Consider the following 21,773-nt stretch of genomic DNA (forward strand, 5'->3'; position numbering starts at 1 on the left):
AAAAACTATTATGCAGTACTAATGGCAGGTGGAATCGGTTCAAGGTTCTGGCCCGTGAGTACTGAGGAATTTCCGAAACAATTTCACGATTTGTTGGGCAGTGGTGACACACTCATTCAAAAAACTTTTAAAAGGCTGAGTGCCATTGTACCCAATCAAAATATACTCATTCTCACCAACGAGCGCTACAAAAACCTAGTGTTAAAGCAACTCCCGGAAGTCAAAGAAGACCAATTGATCCTGGAGCCGGCAATGCGCAATACAGCGCCGTGTATTTTACTTTCTGCTTTAAAAATCCAAAAGCAAAACCCCAATGCCGTCATGATGGTAGCTCCCAGCGACCACTGGATTGAAGATGAGAACGCTTTTAATGAAAACATTTCCACCGCTTTTGAAAACTGTAGCAAAAATAACGTGTTAATGACCTTGGGCATACAACCCACATTCCCGAATACTGGTTATGGGTATATTGAATTTGAAAAGACACCTGAGGAAATAAAAAAAGTACTTCGGTTTACTGAAAAACCGGATTATAGTACTGCAAAAACATTTTTAGCCGCCGGCAACTTTATGTGGAATGCCGGAATTTTTGTTTGGAGCGTAAAAAGCATTGTCAGTTCTTTTGAAAAATTTGCACCACAAATGCACCAATTGTTTCAGTCTGGCATCAGTAACTACAATACTTCAGAAGAGGAAACATTTATCAAAGAAAAGTATCCTTCAGCAGAAAACATATCTATAGATTATGCCATATTGGAGAAAGCAGAAAATGTGTATATGCTCCCGGCGACATTTGATTGGAACGATCTTGGAACATGGGGCTCCCTTTATGATAAACTCCCCAAAGATGAACAAAACAACGTGACAGTAGGTGCAAATGCACTATTCTTAGAATCAAAAAATAATATTATCCACACTGAAAAAGACAAACAAGTCGTGCTAAGTAATTTAATGGATTATATTATCGTAGATAATGGAAAAACACTTATTATTGTACCGAAAGAAAAAGAACAAGAAATTAAGCAAATGCGCGAAATTGCCTTGAAAAAGTTCAATTAATTGGATGAAACTATGGATACAAGCGAAACCAATTCTACAGAAAAATTAAAGAATAACGCCAAAGGTACCTTTGAAGGCATTCAAATATTTCTTTCAGAATTGCTGGATATACGCCATGATACTGATAAAGAGGAAACTGTAGAAACCATAAAGAAAGAAATTTCATTCAAAGGGCACAATGCCTGGATTTTGATTTTTTCTGTTTTTGTGGCATCCATTGGATTGAATGTAAGTAGCACTGCTGTTGTAATTGGTGCGATGTTAATTTCTCCTCTAATGGGACCAATTGTGGGGGTTGGACTTTCTGTGGCGATTAACGATGTTGATACTTTAAAACGCTCCCTTGTAAACCTTGGAGTAATGATTGGCTTGAGTATTCTAACAGCCTATTTATACTTTTTGCTTTCACCCCTAACAAAATTAACACCGGAACTGGAAGCCAGAACCTATCCCACGATACTGGACGTATTGATCGCTATTTTTGGTGGTTTGGCATTGATTGTTGCAAAAACCAAAAAAGGAACCATTGCCAGTGTCATCTTTGGTGTGGCAATTGCCACTGCCTTGATGCCACCATTATGTACTGCAGGATATGGACTTGCAGTAGGAAATTTTGAATATTTTGGGGGGGCATTTTACCTCTTTACCATCAATTCGATTTTTATTGCCTTGTCTGCTTTTGTTGTATCTAAACTGTTAGGGTTTCCATTGGTAAAATACGCCAATTCAAAGCGCCGTAAAAGAATAGCACAAATTGCCACAGCAATTGCTGTGATTGTAATGATTCCAAGCACCTTACTGTTTTGGAAACTTTTGCAGCAAGAGATTTTCTCAAGCAATGTAGATAATTTTATTACGGAAAACATAGTTTATGAAGATTCATACTTATTTCGTTATGATAGTAATTATGACAATAAAACAATCACGGTTTATTTGGGAGGTGAAGCTGTACCTGAGCCAGTTATCAATACCTGGCAAACAAAACTTTTAAACGATAAGGATTTTAAAGATGTAAGCCTTGAAATTAGACAAACAAAAGATGATACCGAGTTTTCTTCAACAAACTATGTGACACTTTCTGAGATGTTTTCTAAAAACCTTGAAACTCTGGAGGCCCGGGAAACAAAAATCAAAACTTTGGAAAACCAAATAAATAACCTTACAACAGGCGATATTCCCTTTGAAGAATTGATTAAGGAAATTAAAATTAACTACGAAGATTTAAGTTCAATATCATTTTCAAATACCTTGGTTTCCAATTTTCAGGAAATTGATACGATTCCGGTATTTACGGTTTCTTGGAATAGAAATGTTTCAAGACAACTTAAAAATACCAACAATGAAAAAATAAAAAATTGGTTGGAATTCAAGTTGAATAAATCAAATATTGAAATCAGGGAACAAAACGATTAAACTATTTTGATTCATTTTGCTGGGCGTCTCTAATTTTTTTAAACAAATCTGATGAATATACAAAGTCAGTAACAGCTTCATTGTCAGTTTTAAATATTTTGGTTTTATCTCCGCTCCACATCAATTTACCATCTTTTAGAAAAATTATTGTTTCCCCAATTTCCATCACTGAATTCATATCGTGTGTGTTCACCACAGTAGTGATATCATACTCTTGGGTTATTTCCTGAATTAGGTTGTCAATCACAGTAGCTGTTCTCGGGTCAAGCCCCGAATTGGGTTCGTCACAAAATAAATATTTTGGGTTGTTTACAATTGCCCTTGCTATCGCTACACGCTTTTGCATCCCACCTGAAATTTCAGCAGGTAATTTTTTGTTGACGTTCACTAAGTTTACCCTTTTTAAAACCTCATTGACCCTGTCAAGCATTTCAGGCTTACTTTTTTTGCTGAACATCAAAAGAGGAAACATAACGTTTTCTTCAATATTCATAGAATCAAACAAGGCTCCACCCTGAAAAAGCATGCCCATTTGCTTTCTCAATTCACTTTTCTCGTCTTTGTCCATATCCTGAATCGCAGTGCCTTCATAAATAATCTCTCCGGAATCCGGCTCAAATAGGCCAAGCAAACACTTCATAAAAACTGTTTTACCACTCCCACTTTGACCAATAATAATATTGGTTTTTCCTTTTTCAAAAGTGGTTGAAATACCTTTTAAAACCTCTTCGTCTCCAAAACTTTTGTGTATGTCTATAACTTTAATCATTAACCTAAAAGCATTTGAGTGATTATAAAATTAGCAAGAATGATCAAGACACTTGTCCAGACAAACGAATTGGTACTTGCTTTTCCAACTTCCAGAGCACCACCGGTCATATAATAACCTTGCCAGGAAGGTACTGTCGCCAAGATTATTGCGAATACAAAAGTTTTTATAAAAGCATAGACAATGTGAAAAGGCACAAAGTCTTCCTGAAGACCTAATGCAAAATCTGAAGCACTGCTATACCCCCCTTGAACAGCTGCAATCCAACCGCCAAATATTCCCATAGTCATAGAAATAATGATGATAAAAGGATAAAACAATAAAGCAATTATTTTTGGGAAAACGAGATAATTCAAAGAGTTGATTCCCATAACTTCCAATGCATCTATTTGTTCAGTAACACGCATAGAACCAATGCTTGAAGTAATAAATGAACCCACCTTTCCGGCCATTATGATTGAGATAAAAGTGGGGGCAAACTCTAGCAACACAGATTGTCTTGTTGCAAAACCAATCAAACTTTTTGGAACCAAAGGGTTGTCCATGTTAAGCGCAGTTTGAATAGCAATTACACTCCCCACAAAAAATGAGATAAACACAACAATGCCCAATGAATTGACTATTAAGTCATTAATCTCTTTAAAAATCAGGTTTTTTAATACAGATGTCTTGGTAGGTCTGATAAATACCTGTTTCAACATTATAAAATAAGACCCAATATCTCTTAAATACTTCATAAATTCATCCTATAATAACAGGAAATATACAATCTACCCCGGAATTAAAAACATTTTTTATCAAAAACTAGTTACTCAATTTATTATTGCTAAAGTAACAAAAATTATCGGTCAGGATTTAACTATTAAGTAAACTTTAGTTCAAACCTGCTTTGTACTTTTGTGGGAGAAAATTTTAATAATGAACAATCTTTTTTTCGCTTTTTTATGCACCCTTGTATTTTCTAACTTTTGTTTTTCACAAAACAATTCAGCTATATCTTCAGACAATGAGTCCTTATCAAATCCAAAACTTGTAGTAGGAATCGTAGTTGACCAAATGCGCTATGATTACCTTACACGATTTTATGACCGCTATGGAGAAGGGGGTTTTAAACGCTTGTTGAATGAAGGGTTTGAATTTAAAAACAATCACTTCAATTACATTCCCACTTATACCGGACCCGGTCACGCTTCAGTATATACCGGAACATATCCCGCAATTCATGGGATAATTGCAAACGATTGGTATGACAAAGAAATCAAACAAAGTGTTTACTGTGCTCAGGACGATGATGTCAATCCTGTAGGCACAACTCATAACGCCGGAAAAATGTCACCCCACCGGATGAAAACCACTTCCATCACAGATCAATTGCGACTTCATACACAACAAAAATCAAGAGTTATCGGAATCTCAATAAAAGACCGTGGTGCCATATTGCCCGCAGGCCACAGTGGTACTGCTTACTGGTTTCACGGCAAAAAAGAAGGAAACTGGATTTCAAGCTCATTTTATATGAAAAGCCTCCCGGCTTGGGTGCAGCATTTCAATACATCAAGCATAGCGGAAAGCTATTTGAATGATACCTGGAACACCTTATATCCCTTAGAAACTTATACTGAAAGCGGACCCGACTTATCTCCTTATGAAGACAAATTCAAAGGGGTGGAGAATTCGGTTTTCCCCTATGATCTTAAATCTTTAGCCCTTGATAACGGAAATTTTGATATCATAAAAGAAACCCCTTTTGGCAATAACATTACCACTGATTTTGCAATGGCAGCTATCGATGGTGAACAATTAGGAAAAAACAACATCACAGACTTTCTTGCCATCAGTTATTCCAGTCCTGATTATATTGGGCATACATTTGGTCCCAATGCAGTGGAGGTTCAGGACAATTACCTGAGATTGGATCTTGAAATAGAGCGGTTACTTAAATTTTTAGATATGGAAGTCGGAAAAAATAATTACCTGATCTTTTTGACGGCAGATCACGGGGCTGTTCACAATCCCAATTATTTACAGTCACAAAACATCCCGGCTGGGTTTTTTAATCGGTCTGATCTTGAAACCCAACTCAAAGAGTTCTCTGTCTATACTTTTTCTGTTGATCTCATTGAAAAAATTCAAAGCAATCAGGTTTTTTTAAATAAAGAAGCCTTGAAAACAAAAAACTTAAAATCGGAAGACGTTCAACAAACACTGGCAGATTTTATCCTGACTTATCCTCAAATAGATAAAGTATTTACAAGAAAAAATCTCGAGGGAAATACTTATAACCGTGATACAGGTTATTTAGTCCAAAATGGTTTTAACCAAAAACGCAGCGGTGATCTGGTTTTTGTTTTGGACCCGGCCGTGATATCCACATGGTATGAAAATGGAGGGACCACACACGGCAGCGGTTTTACCTATGACACCCACGTGCCACTTATTTTTTTTGGAAACGGCATCAAAAAAGGACACACCTATCAAAAATCTGAAATCACTGATATTACACCCACACTTTCGGCACTTTTGGGTATCGCAAGACCCAATGGTTCTACTGGCAGGGTGTTGACGGAGTTGTTTGAGTAAGTTTATAATTTTATCAAACCTATTAAATAAACTTATGCTTGATTTTTTCCCAACGCAATTTACGTATGAATGAGCCTTCATCTTTTGAAACAAGAAATTGAGAAGTGTTTTTTTTCGCTTTAAAATAACCATTAAGATAATCAAGTGTTAAAAATGGTTTTCCCTTTTTTAAAGCCAGCTTGAGAGAAGCAATTGTCGTTAACCAAAATCCATAACGCATTCGATAAAACGCTTCACCTTGTTTGTAGCGGGCGGTTTTATCATAGGTTTTTCCGGTGGGCTTTAAGTGTTTTACCAAAAGTGAAGCTTCCGTAATCACTTCCCAACCGTGAAATTGAGCCAAAAGCTCATCGGCCGTGTCCCATCCCATGGCAGGCTTTAACCCGCCAATGTCTTTAAAACACGCTTTTCGATAAGCTTTTAGTGCCCCGCGAACATGGTCTTTGTTGGTGAGGTTTTCTATCTCCCAACTACCGTTTTTATTAATAGTACAAAACCCTCCCGCCATACCGCACTTGGGATTGTTTGTAAAAATTTCAGCTATTTTTGCTAAATAATTTTCAGGAAAAATCAGGTCGGCATCAAACTTACAGATAATGTCATAATCATCGTCTAAGGTTTCAAACCCTTTGTAAAAAGCATGGATGACTTTGCTTCCTGGAAGGTGTTTATCTTGAGAAGTGATATTCACTAATTGTATAAAAGGAAACTTCTTAGTACAACGAGATATTACTTCCGAAGTAGCGTCTGTGGAATGGTCATCCACAACTACAATTTTCTTCGGAAGCAGTGTCTGGTTGGCTAAAGACATCAAAGTCTCCTGAATGTACTCGGCTTCGTTATGTGCCGGAATGACAATATAAAATTTCAATTCAGAAAGGTTCAAAAGTTCCTTCCAAAATTACGTATAATTTTAATTGCAACTCACATTGGGATTCCAGTCATAAAAAATACCACTGGGGTTTTCTGTTTCGGTCCAAACATGCAACGCCCAGATTTCAAGTTGTTCGTTTTGATGAAATTGCTGATTGAACAACAGGGGCGGTTCAGCATCGGCGGGATGAATTGCATAAGGCACAATGTATTCTACCCCTAAAAATTCCATTTCGTCATTCTCATCAGGATTAAAAAGAAGCACTTGGGGTTCCAGATGATTCACGCGACCATCCATATATTCCAATCGGGCAAAGTGATGACCCATTCCGCCTTCAGAGGGATGCTCCACACAGCCTGACAAATCTGTATCCCATCCGGCGTTTGTAGCAGTGTTAAAATCAACGTAGGCTGCAGTTTCTGTCCGTACCTGGTTGATGAGGTAGTTGATCCAGTTATCACAACTTACAGTGGGGTTAAAGTCTTCAAAGATGCCGTTGGCGTTTTCTTTTTCAGTCCAAACGTGCAGTGCCCAAATACCCAACTCCTGGTTAGCATGAAATTCTTGATAAAATAAAACCGGAGGCTCTTCATCGGCAGGTAAAATTTCAAAGGGAACGATATACTCAACTCCCAGAAACTCCATTTCTTCATTTTCATTCATTGCATACAGCAAAACTTGTGGTTCAAGATGATTGACCCTTCCATCCATATATTCTAAACGGGCGTAGTGATGCCCCATACCACCGGCAGTAGGGTGTTCCACACAGCCTGACAGATCTGTATCCCAACCGGCATTCATCGCAGTGTTGATGTTGTTAAACGATGAAGTAGTGCTTTTTACTTCCTGTATCATTTGTGCTATATGCTCTTCTTCAGAAAGTTGAGGCGCGCTGTCATCATCATTTGAACAGGAATTAAAAATAAATAAGATTGTTAATAAACTTAATAATTTCAAATTTTTCATAATTGTTTGTTTTCGTTCAGTATTGGTTCTTTTAGTTTGTTGCCGGTGTAAATCGCTCCACAACATTTTCATAAGGCTCCAGTGTTTTTAAATAGTCATAAATAGCACTGATATCTTCGGTCTTCATATCTGCATACATTGCCCAAGGCATTAAAGTCTGGAATTCACCGGGTTTTACATCGGGAATCACATAGGTGGAATCTTCATATTTTTTAAATAAATGGATGAAATCTGTACGGCTGAGGTTTTTGATGCCCGTTTCATGAGGCGTGAGGTTAGGTGTTCTAAGAACACTGCCATCGGGAAACTGAAATTTTCGTCCACCACCACCTAAAGGACCTGTAAATTTTCCTTTTTCAAATTGGGTATGACACTCGGCACAGGCCGCTGCGGTAAACATATATTTGCCATAGGCAACACGATCTGTTTTTGGAGGTTTGGTTGAAAGTTCTGCTTCTTTGGGAAGGGTTCTTAAAATGAAATTAAAAGGAAAGTCTGCTTCCGATTTTGGGTGATTACTCTCCACGGGTTCCAATGTTCGTAAAAATGCAATCACAGCCTTTATATCTTCAGGGTCAAGTTTACCAAAATTGTGATAGGGCATCACGGGAAAAATAGGCTCACCATCGCGTTTTACTCCTGTAGTAATCAGCCTGAAGAGTTCACCATCTGTCCAGTCACCAATACCATGGGGAGTTATATTTGATGAAACAAACTTTCCGGGGAAACCCATGGATTGGTCGAAAATATCTCCACCCACAAATTCGGTTCCGGGTGTGGGCGGACCTGAAAACTTTGAGAAATCACGTTCAGAATGGCAGTCGGCACACATCATCACATGATATGCCAGATATTTGCCGCGCTCTATATTTTCAACAGAAGCCTCGACTTCAATATAAGGCGCATCGCTTACATTGGGAAGAGCAAAACGGACAAAGAGTACCGCAATGAGGAGAAGAACCCCTATAGTGCAAAGAAGATACCCTGCAATTTTTAATGTTTTTTTCATTGTAATGGGTTATTATGGTTATACAAAGATGAAGGTATAAACACTGTTTTTCCATACAAAAAAGGCAGTATCCCATATAAAAAATGGAAAATGAGGGGCTTTTATTTATACTATGCGGAAATCGCTAGGAGCTATTCCCGTGCTTTTTTTAAAAAAGTTACTAAAGTGAAAGGGTTCATTGAACCCTAAGTAAAGTGCTATTTCTTTGATGCTTCTGTCAGTAAATTTTAAATCGCGACGGGCATGCATCAATAATTGTTCTTTAATGAGATGTTTTGCTGTGACACCCATTACATTTTTGACATGTTGATTGAGATATTTTGATGAAATATGCATTGCATCTGCATAGTCACTTACCTTATGCCATTTGTGGTAATGTTTTGAAACCAGGTTTTTATATGTCAAAACTGTATTGAGTTCGTGTGAGTTTTGATCTTTATTGGGATTGATATTGCACTTGCTGTCACAATAAATCAAAATTGTTCTTAGGAGAGAAAACATCCCGTTTTCTTTATTTGGAATATTTGAGCCTGACATTTCATCAATCATTTCAAACATAGCCTGAACCCGCAAACCAATTTTTGGACTTAAAACAATTTTTGGTATTTGACCCATTGCATAATAGATCATAGCGTCTTTAATAATCAAGGGTTCAAAACCCAGTAAATCGAAATAGTCTTTGCTAAATTCCAATACCCAGCCACACATATTATGTTGACAATGGAGTTCAATATTTTTCTCTGGGATTGTAAATATGATTAGGTTTGGATAGCCGGAAATATCTTCACCATCAATTTTCACTTTATCCAAACCTTCAGAAAACCAAAATACCCTGTACACCTCATTAGAGGTTTTAAAGTTGATATCTTTTGTTAGTCTTTTTATATTTAAAATTCCTTTCATCTCAGCAATTACAGCTAGGTTTAAGTAAAGCGTTTGAGATTTAAAGATATAATAAATTATTTAAAATTGAAACAGTAAGGACTGAAGGACAGAAAGTTAATAATCTCTTAAAGGCATAAACCAAATAAAATCTCGGTGTAAAGAGCCTGAATAACGGGCGAACACCTATTTTCTTAACAGGGTCTGTGAAGGTGGTGGTTTGTTTTATTTCCCAACCCGTTTTTTCCAAAAGCCAATCAAATTACCAGGGTTCAAAAGGGTGAAAGTAACATCTCAAATTTTATCGATGACAAATTCTGAAATATAATGCTCTTTGTTTTTGGGTACAAAAAAGCAGTTTCTTATACCATCGTCTTTTGTTCTTTGGATGGTATTCACCTTTACCAAACCGTTTATGTTTTTTGACACTTTATGATTGTAAAAACTATAATCTAATTTCTTGAAAAAATTTTCTAATTTGTATTCTGTTGTGTTGAAAAGTGTTTCACAGATAACTATAGGTGTAAATTTTTTAATTTGTTCAAAGCCGGAGCTGAGAATATCTTCTTCTGTTCCTTCAGTGTCAATTTTTATTAAGTCAATGGTAGTTATATTTTGTTGCTTTATAAAGTAGCTTAAGGTTACACTATCTGTTTTATAGGAGATGAAATTCCTTGACGTTGTTTTGGTTCCTATATTATTTTCCCCAGATAATGTGTGTTTTAAATAAGGGTATTTATTGCTTTGGACTTCAAAAAATTCAATTTCACCTTTTTTTGATGAAATAGCTAATTTATGAGCATTGATTGCATTTTCAAAATTATTGAGGAAGATATTTTTCATTAAATAGGCAAAAGCACCATTTGCTGGCTCGATAGCATAAACTTTAATATTGATATTAGATTTTGTAGCAAGAAGAGAATAAAAACCAATGTTCGCCCCGATATCAATAAAACTGGAGATTTTTTTGGATAGTTTTTCAAAAATTTCTGAGTATTCAAAACCTTTATATCCTTTCCAAAAAAGTACTTGTGTTAGATAGCTAGTAGGGTTAGTCGAAATTTTTATAATGCCGGAATCTGTCTTACATTTCATTGTACCAGATGGTGGTATTTTTATACTATCGGGGAGGAGTCTTTTAAATGCTACATTTATGTTCCTAATACAGTAATTTATGTGGCTTTGATAAATTATTCTGTAGAATAGTGTTTGAAAACTCATTTAAAGGATTTGTAAAAGAAGGAATATTAGAATTGGTACACTACTGCATTGATGTTCATGCCTGCTCCAACACTTGCGAAAATGACATGATCTCCTGTTTTTACCTCGTGATTGCTCATTTTTTTTCGGGAAACCAAATCCAATAGGGTTGGTATGGTAGCCACGCTGCTGTTGCCCAATTCGCCAATGCTCATAGGCATGATATCTTTAGGCATTTCCATGTCATAAAGTTTGTAAAACCTCTGGCATATAGCTTCATCCATCTTTTCATTGGCTTGATGGATAAATATTTTTTTGATGTCAGATATAGAAACACCGCTTTTATCTAAACAGCTTTTCATTGCTAAAGGAACATTGGTCAAGGCAAAATTATAGACTTTTCTTCCATACATTTTTATGTATCTTATTTTGTCACTTTCTTGCTTTTGGTTGCTTCGGTCAAAATAGATGAAGTGCGCTTCATCCCTGGTATGTGTGACTGTTTCATGGGAAATTATACCACCAGATTCTTTTTTCTTTTGTAAAATGACAGCACCGGCTCCATCACTGTAAATCATAGAATCTCTATCATGCTGATCGATCACTCTTGATAATGCCTCAGCACCAATGATTAAACATGTTTCAGCTATTCCGGCTTTAATAAATGCATTGGCTTGAATTACTCCTTCCAGCCAACCCGGGCAACCAAAAAGCACATCATATCCAACACATCGAGGATTTTCTATCTGTAGTAAATGCTTTACCCTTGAAGCCAAACTGGGCACAGTGTCACTTTGATTGCTCAAATGTTTAACGTCTCCATAATTGTGTGCTACAATTATATAATTTATGGTTTCAGGATTAATTCCTGAATGAGCAATTGCTTTTTCTGCAGCAAAAAAAGCAATGTCTGAAGTGACGAGATTTTTTTCAATGTATCTTCTTGCATTGATTCCTGTAATCGCTTTAAATTTTTCAATAATTACAGGATTGGGGTCTTTGATTTCAGAACCATCTTCATTTAAAAAGCGGTTGGAAATAAAAGACTCATTGGTTGCAATTGTATCAGGAATATAACTTCCTATTCCCGTTATTTTCACGGTTGCGTCCATAGGGATTTTAATTTTGGTTCTAAGTTACTAATTAATCAACAAAATGCCTTAAGATTTAATAATATTTAATAAAAATTAAGCCTAATTTAATATATAAGTATTTAAAATTCAGATTTTTAAAAAAATAAAGTGCTTTTTGTTAATTTTCAAAAAGCACTTTTCAAAATACTATTTTATCTCTATTTAAGCATCCATATAATCTTCAATGGGTGCACAGGTACAGATCAGATTCCTGTCTCCATAGGCCTCATCAACACGTCTGCAACTAGGCCAGAATTTATTATCAGAAATAAAATCTAATGGAAATGCTGCTTGCTCCCTTGTATAAGGAAAATCCCAAGTATCCGTAGTTAACATTTGCAATGTATGGGGAGCATTTTTCAAAACATTGTTCAAATTGTCAGATGTGACTTCATTGATTTCTTTTCTAATGGAAATCATCGCATCACAAAAGCGGTCGAGCTCCGCTTTACTTTCACTTTCCGTGGGTTCAACCATCAAGGTTCCGGCAACCGGAAAGGAAACCGTGGGTGCATGAAAACCATAATCCATCAAGCGCTTGGCAATGTCTACCACTTCTATTCCATTTTGTTTAAACGGACGACAATCCAAAATCATTTCATGAGCTGCCCTGCCGCATTCGCCGGTATATAAGGTTTCATAATGCCCTTTCAAACGCTCTTTCATATAATTGGCATTTAAAATAGCATATTCAGTGGCTTTTTTAAGCCCCCTCACACCCAGCATCCTGATGTAAGCATAGGAAATCAAACATACCAGTGATGAACCATAAGGGGCCGAAGATATTGCTGTAATCGCTTTTTCCCCTCCCGTTTTGATGATGGGGTTTCCGGGAAGGAAAGGGGCGAGTTGCGGGGCCACACAAATAGGCCCAACACCCGGTCCGCCACCGCCATGTGGGATGGCAAAGGTTTTATGTAAATTAAGGTGACACACGTCTGCGCCAATTGCTCCTGGATTGGTCAATCCCACCTGGGCATTCATATTGGCACCATCCATATATACCTGTCCACCGTTGTCGTGAATAATTTCAGTTATTTCTTTAATAGCCGCCTCATATACCCCGTGCGTAGAGGGATATGTTACCATCAGGCATGAAAGATTGTCTTTGTATGTCTCTGCTTTTTCTCGTAAATCATCTACGTCAATGTTACCTTCTTCAGTTGATTTTGTAACAACCACTTTCATACCCGCCATTACAGCGGATGCCGGATTGGTGCCATGTGCAGAGGAGGGAATGATACAAACGTTCCTGTGGTAATCACCATGGGATTCGTGATAAGCCCTGATGACCATCAAGCCGGCAAATTCACCTTGAGCACCTGAGTTGGGTTGAAGCGAAGTTGCAGCAAAACCGGTAATCTCCGTCAAGTAATCTTCGAGGTTTTTTAAGACAGTTTGATAGCCTTCAGCCTGATTTGTCGGGACAAAAGGATGCATATTGCCCCATTGTGGGTCACTTAACGGAAGCATTTCTGCAGCCGCATTCAATTTCATGGTACAACTTCCCAAAGCAATCATCGAGTGGTTTAATGACAAATCTTTACGCTCCAGTTTTTTGATATAGCGCATCATATCTGTTTCAGATTGATAGGTGTTGAATATTTCGTGTGTAAGGAAATCGGTTTTTCTGATAACGCTTTCAGGTATGGCTTTGCCTTCAGTTAAAGAATCTACTTCAAAGACGTCTTGCGAGGTCGCTTTCGCGAAAATAGCAATGATTTGATTGATATCGTCTATCGTGGTCGTTTCGTTTACCGAAATTACAACCGTGTCAGCATCCGGATAGTAATAATTGACTTCGTTTTGTTCTGCAATGGTTCTTACTTTTTCGGCGTCAGCCTTTAACTGAATCGTGTCAAAATAAGTCGCATTGGTTTGTTTTATTCCCAGCTTTTCAAGAACTTTAGCAGTAGTGAAAGCTGTATTGTGCACTTTATCGGCTATATATTTCAATCCTCTGGGGCCGTGATAAACGGCATACATGCCGGCCATCACCGCTAATAAAACCTGAGCAGTACAGATATTTGAAGTAGCCCGGTCACGCTTGATGTGCTGCTCACGGGTTTGCAAAGCCATACGCAGGGCACGGTTGCCGTCTGTATCTTTGGTCACCCCGATAATCCTTCCGGGAATGTCACGTTTGTAAGCTTCTTTAGTAGCAAAAAAAGCTGCGTGAGGTCCGCCATAGCCCATGGGGATCCCAAAACGCTGAGTGGTTCCCACAACAACATCTACGCCCATTTCGCCGGGAGCTTTTAATTTTACGAGACTTAAAATATCTGTAGCAACGGCAATTTTAATGAAAGCTGATTTTGCCTTTTCGATAAAGTCTGCATAGTCATAGACCATCCCGCTTTTTCCGGGATACTGAAGCAAACAGCCAAAAAAATCTGTCGAAAAGTCAAAATCCTTATGACACCCAACAACCAATTCTATTCCAATGGGAATGGCCCTGGTTTTTAATAAAGAGATCGTTTGAGGTAATACTTCTTCCGAAACAAAAAACTTAACAACGCCGTCTCTTTGTTGTTGACGGTCACGCACGGCAAATAACAACGCCATCGCTTCTGCCGCCGCGGTCGATTCATCAAGAAGGGAAGCGTTTGCCAGTTCCATTTTGGTCAAATCAGAAACCATAGTTTGAAAGTTCAAAAGGGCTTCGAGACGTCCCTGTGCAATCTCTGCCTGATAAGGTGTGTAAGCTGTATACCAACCCGGGTTTTCAAGGATATTTCGTTGAATTACCGGTGGCATGTTTGTATTGTGATACCCTAAACCAATATAGGTTTTAAATATTTTATTTTTATTTGACAGATCACCAATGTGAGCAAGGTATTCCTGCTCTGAGAGGGCGCGTGGCAAATTCATTTCTTTTTTAAGGATAATATCGTCGGGGACGGTTTCATAGATGAGTTGGTCTATAGAATCAACACCTATGGTTTGAAGCATATCAGCCACATCGTGTTCTCTGGGACCTATGTGTCTTAATGCGAAAGAATCTGTATTCATAAAGATATGATTTTAAGGACGCAAAAATACGATTTTAAAGTTGAAATTTTTATGACGAAAAGCATAGAATTCCATTAATTTTTCAACTGAAAGAATGGGTTATGAACAAGATGCCTATTTTTGTTTTATGAATGTTTACAGAATTCTTTTCAACTTCTATATTCAGAGCAGTATTCATGTTGCACTGGCCATAGTATCGTTAACATTACTTTCCGGAACTTACTTAAACATAAGGCCAGACTTTTATTTGATGGGCTTCGTCTTTACAGCAGCTATTACCGGATACAATTTTGTAAAATATGCGGGTATTGCCAAATGGTACCACCGCCGTTTAACAAACAGCTTAAAAACCATCCAGCTATTCTCCTTGTTTGCTTTTTTTGCCATGGTTTTTTTCTTTTGGCACCTGCCGGTTTCTATCCAGTTTATCGCAGTAATTTCAGGGCTTTTGACATTGCTGTATGCCGTTCCGCTAAAGCGAAAATGGAAAAATTTCCGCTCCATCCCCGGAATGAAACTGGTTTTAATCGCCCTTGTTTTGGTTTTAACCACAGTATTAATGCCAGCTTTTTACGGAGAAACCGATATAGAGAGTACTATCTTGCTTTTGTGTTTGTTGCGGTTTTTTTGGGTGATTGTATTAATTCTGCCTTTTGAAATAAGGGATATGCGTGTGGATGCTATTTCATTGGTAACAATACCGCAACAATTGGGGGTTTTTAAAACCAAACTTTTTGGAAGCGTCCTCTTGGGGAGTTTGGCTTTGGCTGAAATTTACTTCCATACATTATTCAATAATTCCCTTTGGGTTGTTTTCGTTATCCTTTTTGCAACAAGCCTCACATTGTGGTACAGCAGTGAAAAGCGGTCTTTTTACTTTACAGCTTTCTGGGTGGAAGCCATTCCCATTGCCTGGTTGATTTTGGAGTTGGTATTTTAAGAATTTGATGTAGTATCTGCCAGTTTTTCTTTCATTTTTGTTTTTTGATCTTTGGTGAGGCAATGCAGTTCATCAGATTTAAGAAGACCGGTGAGCCTTTTGTTTTTAACAGCATAAAAGTGACAAAGCCTGCAATATAAATTGTGGATTTTAAAAGTGAGTTTTTCCCAAAAAGTGGCTTCACCATATTGTGCTTTGTCAATGCGGTGTGCAGCTTCTTGACAGCTAATGAATAACTTGTTCTTCATTGTTTAATTTTTAAACCAGTCGTCTTGTAAACATTGCATTAATTGGACCCTGGCGCGGTGTATGATCACCCAAAGGTTTGACGCAGTAATATCGTGTTCCTTACAAATCGTTTCAGTTTCCTGTTCTAAAATGGTCTTCTGCTTGAAAATTTCTGCTTGTTTTAAAGGGAGTTTTTCCAGGCAAATTTCAATGGCAAGACCAAGCTCCTTGTTTTCAAGATGGGATTCCGCATTCATTGTTGTGTTATCTTCTACTTGCTCTTCCAGCCAGTCACCTTCTTGATCTGCAGCATTACTGTAGTCCATTCTCACTTCTGCCTGCCCTTTTTTGGAATTGTTTTTTCGGTACTGATCAATGATTTTTCGCTTTAAAATGGAAGTCAGCCAGGTGCGCTCCGTGGCTTCACCCTTAAAGTTTTTCATCGACTTTAAGCCGGCAACAAAGGTTTCCTGCACCAGTTCTTCAGCGATATAAGTATCATTCACACGTGTAATAGCATAATTGAACAGGTAATCTGCATAGCGATCTACCCATTGAGCGGTATCTATCTTATGTTTGGATGACTCCACAGCTTTTTTTATGTAAATGTAGAAATTTTAACCTTAACGCATCTATAATTGCATCAAGGAACACAAGTATTAATCTTTTGAAACCAAACCGGCTCTTACTAAAAGTGCCTCAGGATTAGGCTCTTTTCCGCGGAAGCGTTTATACAACACCATCGGGTGCTCAGTACCGCCTTTGGAGAGGACGTGTTCCTTAAATTTTGCTGCCACCTCTATATTGAAAATCCCTTTTTCCAGAAAGTAGGCAAAAGCATCAGCATCCAGCACTTCAGCCCATTTGTATGAATAGTACCCGGAAGAATATCCTCCCTGAAAAATATGAGAGAACGAGGTGCTCATACAATTTTCAGGGACATCTGGATAAAAGTTGGTGCCTTCAAAGACTGCTTGTTCTATTTCCTTTACAGATTTATTTGTGTGTGGCGACCCGCCACCGTGCCAGGCCATATCGAGAAGACCAAAACTCAACTGTCGCAACGTTTGCATCCCCTCCATAAAGGTGGCCGATGCTTTTATTTTTTCAATGAGTTCCATCGGGATGGTTTCGCCGGTTTCATAGTGTTTGGCAAAAAGCTCCAAAGCTTCTTTTTCATAACACCAGTTTTCCATCACCTGACTGGGAAGCTCCACAAAATCCCAGTAAACTCCAGTTCCCGAAAGACTTGGATACCTTGTATTGGCCAGCATCCCGTGCAGTGCGTGGCCAAACTCGTGGAACAAAGTGGTCACTTCGTTAAATATCAGTAGAGACGGTTTGGTTTTGGAAGGCTTTGTGAAATTGCAAACGATAGAAATATGCGGACGCTCATTTTTTCCTTCTTTTACATACTGAGGTTTGTAAGAAGTCATCCAGGCCCCGTTGCGTTTTCCCGGCCGTGGATGGAAATCTGCATAAAACAGGGCGACATCGAGTCCTTTGGTATCGCTTACGCGATAGGTTTTCACATCTTCGTGATATTTGTCAACATCAAAAACTTCGGTAAACTTTAATTGAAACAAGCGTTCGGCGATTGTAAATGCACCATCAATGACATTTTCAAGCTTGAAATAGGGTTTTAACTTTTCTTCATCGAGGTCAAAGCGTTCTTGTTTTAATTTTTCAGTGTAATATGCACTGTCCCATTTTTGAAGGGTTTCTATTTCATCTATCTTTCTCGCGAAAGCGGAAAGTTCATCAAACTCCCTTTTAGCAGCGGGTTTTGCTTTTTCTAGCAACTCTTCAAGAAAGCTTTCCACTTTTTGAGGACTTTGAGCCATGCGTTCTTCGAGGACAAAATGGGCGTGGGTGTCATAACCCAACAATTCCGCTCTTTGATGACGTAATTTGACAATTTCCAATACATTTTTTTGGTTGTCTAGTTCGTCATTCTGAAAGCTTTTGGCACCAAAAGCAAGGGACAGTTTTTTGCGCAATTCCCGATTGTCGGCATAGGTCATAAACGGGATATAGCTGGGATATTGCAATGTGAAGATCCATCCATTTTTGCCCATTTCTTCAGCGGTTTGTTCCGCTGCTTCAATGGCGTGGTCTGGCAGTCCGCTCAGGTCTTTTTCATCAGTGATGTGGAGGGTGTATTTATTGGTTTCGGCCAACACGTTTTCACCAAATGTGAGTTTCAATTTGGCGAGTTGCTTGTCTATGTCCCGCAATTGCTGCTTTTTGTCTTCGGGCAGGTTGGCACCGTTACGGGCAAAGCTTTTGTATTTTTTTTCTAAAAGGGTTTGTTGCTCGGGAGTAAGGTCAAGTTGATTTTTGTTTTCATAAACCGTTTTGACCCTTTTGAACAGAGCTTCGTTTAAAGTAATATCATTAGAGAATTCAGAAAGCAAAGGCGAAACCTCCTGAGCAATTGCCTGGATTTCATCATTGGTCTCCGCCGAATTTAAATTGAAAAAAACACTCGAAATGCGATCCAGTTGCTGCCCGGTAAACTCCAGAGCTTCGATGGTGTTCTCAAAAGTAGGAGCTTGTGCATTTGATGTGATGGCATCAATTTCGGCTTTGGCAGTTGCGATGGCTTGTTCAAAAGCAGGTTTGAAATGGGCATTTTTTATTTTGGAAAATGGGGCGGTATCGAAGGATTGTAGTAACGGGTTTTGCATGGTTCAATTTTTTGAAGAACAAATTTACAAAACCTCTTTTCGAAATGCATTAATGATATGACAAATTTAACCCCCTCAGGTTTTTGAACTCTGGGAGGGTTGATATTCCATAATTTTTGAATCCTTAGAGGGTTTAAGATTTTTTCTCTTTTGGATCTCGCTTGTGTTTTTTAAGACATTGCATAAGCATCCATTCAATTTGCCCATTCGTACTACGAAACTCATCTGCTGCCCATTTTTCAATTGCATTCATCATATCTTCATTTACACGAAGTGCAAAGGGTTTCTTTTTTGACATAGTTATCGATTTTTGTACCTCTAAAAAATGCTTTCCGAAAAGACGGTTGCAAAAGAGGCCGATTTCCAACCGTCACAAGGTGTTTGTTTTACGATTCTTTGATTGCTGATTAAATTGACAATTTTTTTGATTTTGCTATCAATGGTTTAGAGTTCCTGCATTGACCACAGGAGTTGCGTCTTTGTCACTACACAGTATTACCATCAAATTGCTCACCATAGCTGCTTTTCTTTCTTCGTCTAAGGTTATGATTCCTTTTTTGCTGAGTTCATCCAACGCCATTTCGACCATTCCCACGGCACCTTGCACAATTTTGTGACGAGCAGCAACTATGGCAGTGGCTTGCTGACGTTTCAGCATGGCATTGGCAATTTCCTGAGCATAGGCCAAATAACCAATACGCGCTTCCAAAACTTCAATACCGGCAATCGACAAACGTTCTTCCAGTTCTTTTTCAAGAGCCTCGCTTACCTCATTAACGCTGGAACGTAATGTAATATCTTCATCTAAACCTTCGTCAGCAAAATTGTCATAGGGATACATACTGGCTAATTTCCTAACCGCAGCATCGGTTTGAACCCTTACAAAATCAACATAATTGTCCACATCAAAGGCAGCCTTATAGGTATTCTCCACACGCCAAACCAAAATAGTACTAATCATCACCGGATTGCCTAATTTATCGTTGACTTTTAAACGTTCACTGTCAAAATTACTGGCACGAAGCGAAATTTTCTTTTTAGTATAAAATGGATTTACCCAATAAAACCCATTCTTTTTAACTGTACCTATATATTTACCAAACAGGAGCAATACACGAGATCCGTTGGGCTGCACCATCACAAACCCTGCTAACATGAAAATAGACAATACAATAAGAAAAACAAACCAAGGAGACTTAGTAATAAAAATACCGGCAATACTTACAATGAGCAAAGCCAAATTAACAAACAACATTAGATACCCGTTAGCAGGAATAATAATTTTTTCTTGAGTCATGACGATTTAGATTTAAAAGTGATACTATTATGATATCACAAAGATATCAAAAAATAATTAATGACATGGAAAGAAATGCTTTTTTATTATTTAGGGACATTTTACAAATAGCTGTTTAAAAAATGTAGAATGATAAAAAATTCAAAACCTTCTCAGTCCCAAAGCCTAGGGATAAAACATTGATAGATTTGTTAGTATATTAAAACTCAAACCCCTTAATCGCTTCATTCGGTGCAATAATGTTGTAGCTCTCCCAAAGCACCGGTTCATATTTTTGAATAACTTCAACAATTGCTTTTTGACTTTTGGGAGCCGCGTTGTAATCTTCGTCGGTAATGCGGCGACTATCGACAATCAGCAGTTCCTGTCGCGAACCCACATTGGTTTCAATGGTAAAATCAAGCTTGATGTCCATTCGGTCTCTGCGTGGGGCATTTTCTTTAAAACTAAACGACCGCCCAAAATAAATGTAATTGTTGGTATGGTTTTGAATGTATTTTGGAAAGTATTTATCCCCGGTTTTCTGATAAATAATAATCCCGGAATTAAAATCCTGAACATACTTAATTCCCAGTAAAAACTTATAATTTGCCTTTTCAGCCACCTTTTTTTCGGCCAGTTCATAATTCATTTTTAAAACCGCATACGTATCTGCCGAAACATAGAGCGTACCTTGATAATTGGCTTTCCGTTTTCTGGGCTTAAAATTCAATACATATACCATTTCATCCTGATAACCGGTGACATCGGTAAGGGTGTAATTGTAGTTTTCAATTTCAGATAGAAATTGGTATTCGTTGCTTTTGCTCAGGTCGGCTGAGGAAAGCAAACTCTTAATATTGTTTTTAACGTTGGAATCAGTTGTGTCTTTTTCGGAGAACAGGTTTTCGGCTTTTTCAAATTTGAATTCATCATCAATGGGCAGGATACCGCTTTTTACTTTAAATGTACTTTCAGTTTTTATTTTATCACCCAAAAGTTTGATCACCTTTTCCTGAAGGTTTTCCAGCGAAGTGTTTTCTTCACGGTTGATGAGTTGGGTGGTTTTTTGTTCATTCACTTTAAGTTTATCACCGTTGATACTGACTTCAGAATAGTTATCAAAATAAATTGAGGTGGTTTTGTCGCGAATCTGCTTTGAAAAATTCTGAATTTCCCGGTTGAATGCTTTCACGGCATCTTTGTCTGTAAAGTCGGCTTTTTTGAGTTTGAGCTCAAAATCTTTTGGTGTGTTGCTGATACCGGTTCGGCTAAAGGTGTTGAAATGCATCAGGTCGTTGCCGTAATTTTTGGACTTGTTTTCAACCACACGTTGCATAATCATCAGAGGGTCGGTATTTCTATTGACTAAGTATATACTTTTGAGTTCGTCAATTTTTTCTTCCAAATAAATGGTGCTTAAATCAAAATTTTTCAACACAAAACTTTTCGAGTCATAACCCATGCTCGAAAATTTAATAGAATCTGTTTCCGAAAAACGATGCGTTTGGATATTAAAAACACCTTCATCATTGGTAATGACACCATATTTATCACTGATTTGGACAGTGGCAAAGACCAAGGGTTCTTTGGTTATTTTGTCAAGTACGATTCCGGTTAAAGTCTGGGCTGTTGAAAGCTGAGCTATTAAGAGGAAAAGGGATGCTGCTGAAAGTGATTTGAAGAATTTCATCATTGATAATGGTTGATTTACAGCAAAGATGACGAAAAAGGAAAGGAAA

At 37.9% G+C, this 21,773-nt stretch carries 19 protein-coding genes; 4 read left to right on the forward strand and 15 right to left on the reverse strand.

The window, feature by feature from the left end; genetic code table 11:
- Positions 1–21: 21 nt before the first annotated feature.
- Positions 22–1,059, forward strand: a complete 1,038-nt coding sequence (locus IEV69_RS04530; RefSeq protein ID WP_188440239.1) for a mannose-1-phosphate guanylyltransferase — start codon at positions 22–24, stop codon at positions 1,057–1,059.
- 12 nt (positions 1,060–1,071) lie between these two features.
- Entirely contained in the window at positions 1,072–2,472 is a 1,401-nt protein-coding gene (locus tag IEV69_RS04535; RefSeq protein WP_188439904.1) for a DUF389 domain-containing protein, read from the forward strand.
- A gap of 1 nt (position 2,473) precedes the next feature.
- Here IEV69_RS04535 and IEV69_RS04540 read toward each other — a convergent pair whose 3' ends face one another.
- Together IEV69_RS04540 and IEV69_RS04545 are read right to left on the reverse strand one after the other, a co-directional pair.
- Positions 2,474–3,241: an ABC transporter ATP-binding protein gene (locus tag IEV69_RS04540; RefSeq protein ID WP_188439906.1), complete on the reverse strand. Its 768-nt coding sequence runs from the start codon at positions 3,239–3,241 to the stop codon at positions 2,474–2,476.
- The gene (locus tag IEV69_RS04545; protein WP_188439907.1) at positions 3,241–3,978 is read right to left on the reverse strand and encodes an MlaE family ABC transporter permease; all 738 of its coding nucleotides are present in this window, start codon (positions 3,976–3,978) and stop codon (positions 3,241–3,243) included. Before IEV69_RS04545 ends, IEV69_RS04540 begins: the two co-directional genes overlap by 1 nt.
- 181 nt (positions 3,979–4,159) lie before the next feature.
- Here IEV69_RS04545 and pafA point away from each other — a divergent pair, with 181 nt between their 5' ends.
- The gene (pafA, locus tag IEV69_RS04550) at positions 4,160–5,821 is read left to right on the forward strand and encodes an alkaline phosphatase PafA (RefSeq protein ID WP_188439909.1); all 1,662 of its coding nucleotides are present in this window, start codon (positions 4,160–4,162) and stop codon (positions 5,819–5,821) included.
- A 22-nt stretch (positions 5,822–5,843) separates the two neighbouring features.
- On the opposite strand, the gene IEV69_RS04555 is transcribed toward pafA, so the two are convergent.
- The 7 genes from IEV69_RS04555 to gcvP all read right to left on the reverse strand — a co-directional run bounded on the left by IEV69_RS04555 (position 5,844) and on the right by gcvP (position 14,897).
- On the reverse strand, positions 5,844–6,692 hold the full coding sequence (locus tag IEV69_RS04555; RefSeq protein WP_188439911.1) for a glycosyltransferase family 2 protein: 849 nt from the start codon (positions 6,690–6,692) through the stop codon (positions 5,844–5,846).
- Positions 6,693–6,734: 42 nt separating this feature from the next.
- Positions 6,735–7,661, reverse strand: coding sequence for a hypothetical protein (locus IEV69_RS04560; protein ID WP_188439913.1), 927 nt, complete (start codon positions 7,659–7,661; stop codon positions 6,735–6,737).
- A 31-nt stretch (positions 7,662–7,692) separates the two neighbouring features.
- Complete coding sequence (locus IEV69_RS04565) at positions 7,693–8,670, reverse strand: c-type cytochrome (RefSeq protein ID WP_188439915.1); 978 nt, start codon at positions 8,668–8,670, stop codon at positions 7,693–7,695.
- Positions 8,671–8,775: 105 nt separating this feature from the next.
- A complete protein-coding gene (locus IEV69_RS04570; protein WP_188439917.1) occupies positions 8,776–9,573 on the reverse strand; it encodes a helix-turn-helix domain-containing protein in 798 nt (265 codons plus the stop codon).
- 273 nt (positions 9,574–9,846) lie between these two features.
- Positions 9,847–10,773 carry an FkbM family methyltransferase gene (locus tag IEV69_RS04575; protein WP_188439919.1) on the reverse strand — a complete coding sequence of 309 codons (927 nt, stop codon included), beginning with the start codon at positions 10,771–10,773 and terminating at the stop codon, positions 9,847–9,849.
- Between the two features lie 26 nt (positions 10,774–10,799).
- Complete coding sequence (locus IEV69_RS04580) at positions 10,800–11,864, reverse strand: 3-oxoacyl-ACP synthase III family protein (RefSeq protein WP_188439921.1); 1,065 nt, start codon at positions 11,862–11,864, stop codon at positions 10,800–10,802.
- 183 nt (positions 11,865–12,047) lie between these two features.
- On the reverse strand, positions 12,048–14,897 hold the full coding sequence (gcvP, locus tag IEV69_RS04585) for an aminomethyl-transferring glycine dehydrogenase (RefSeq protein WP_188439923.1): 2,850 nt from the start codon (positions 14,895–14,897) through the stop codon (positions 12,048–12,050).
- Positions 14,898–14,991: 94 nt separating this feature from the next.
- Here gcvP and IEV69_RS04590 point away from each other — a divergent pair, with 94 nt between their 5' ends.
- Entirely contained in the window at positions 14,992–15,837 is an 846-nt protein-coding gene (locus IEV69_RS04590) for a UbiA prenyltransferase family protein (protein WP_188439925.1), read from the forward strand.
- On the opposite strand, the gene IEV69_RS04595 is transcribed toward IEV69_RS04590, so the two are convergent.
- The 6 genes from IEV69_RS04595 to IEV69_RS04620 form a co-directional block, all read right to left on the reverse strand.
- A complete protein-coding gene (locus tag IEV69_RS04595) occupies positions 15,834–16,085 on the reverse strand; it encodes a hypothetical protein (protein WP_188439927.1) in 252 nt (83 codons plus the stop codon). The two genes, IEV69_RS04590 and IEV69_RS04595, sit on opposite strands and share 4 nt — an antisense overlap.
- Positions 16,086–16,088: 3 nt before the next feature.
- Positions 16,089–16,655 (reverse strand): sigma-70 family RNA polymerase sigma factor, encoded by a 567-nt coding sequence (locus IEV69_RS04600; protein WP_188439929.1) that lies wholly within the window; start codon positions 16,653–16,655, stop codon positions 16,089–16,091.
- A 69-nt stretch (positions 16,656–16,724) separates the two neighbouring features.
- On the reverse strand, positions 16,725–18,755 hold the full coding sequence (locus tag IEV69_RS04605; RefSeq protein WP_188439931.1) for a M3 family metallopeptidase: 2,031 nt from the start codon (positions 18,753–18,755) through the stop codon (positions 16,725–16,727).
- A 133-nt stretch (positions 18,756–18,888) separates the two neighbouring features.
- Positions 18,889–19,053 (reverse strand): type II toxin-antitoxin system antitoxin, encoded by a 165-nt coding sequence (locus IEV69_RS04610; protein ID WP_188439933.1) that lies wholly within the window; start codon positions 19,051–19,053, stop codon positions 18,889–18,891.
- 138 nt (positions 19,054–19,191) lie between these two features.
- Positions 19,192–20,052, reverse strand: a complete 861-nt coding sequence (locus IEV69_RS04615; RefSeq protein WP_188439935.1) for an SPFH domain-containing protein — start codon at positions 20,050–20,052, stop codon at positions 19,192–19,194.
- A gap of 199 nt (positions 20,053–20,251) precedes the next feature.
- On the reverse strand, positions 20,252–21,727 hold the full coding sequence (locus IEV69_RS04620; protein WP_188439937.1) for a carboxypeptidase-like regulatory domain-containing protein: 1,476 nt from the start codon (positions 21,725–21,727) through the stop codon (positions 20,252–20,254).
- Positions 21,728–21,773: the final 46 nt, after the last annotated feature.

Origin of the sequence: Planktosalinus lacus, from assembly GCF_014640155.1 — a bacterium.
GTDB classification, from domain to species: Bacteria; Bacteroidota; Bacteroidia; order Flavobacteriales; family Flavobacteriaceae; genus Planktosalinus; species Planktosalinus lacus.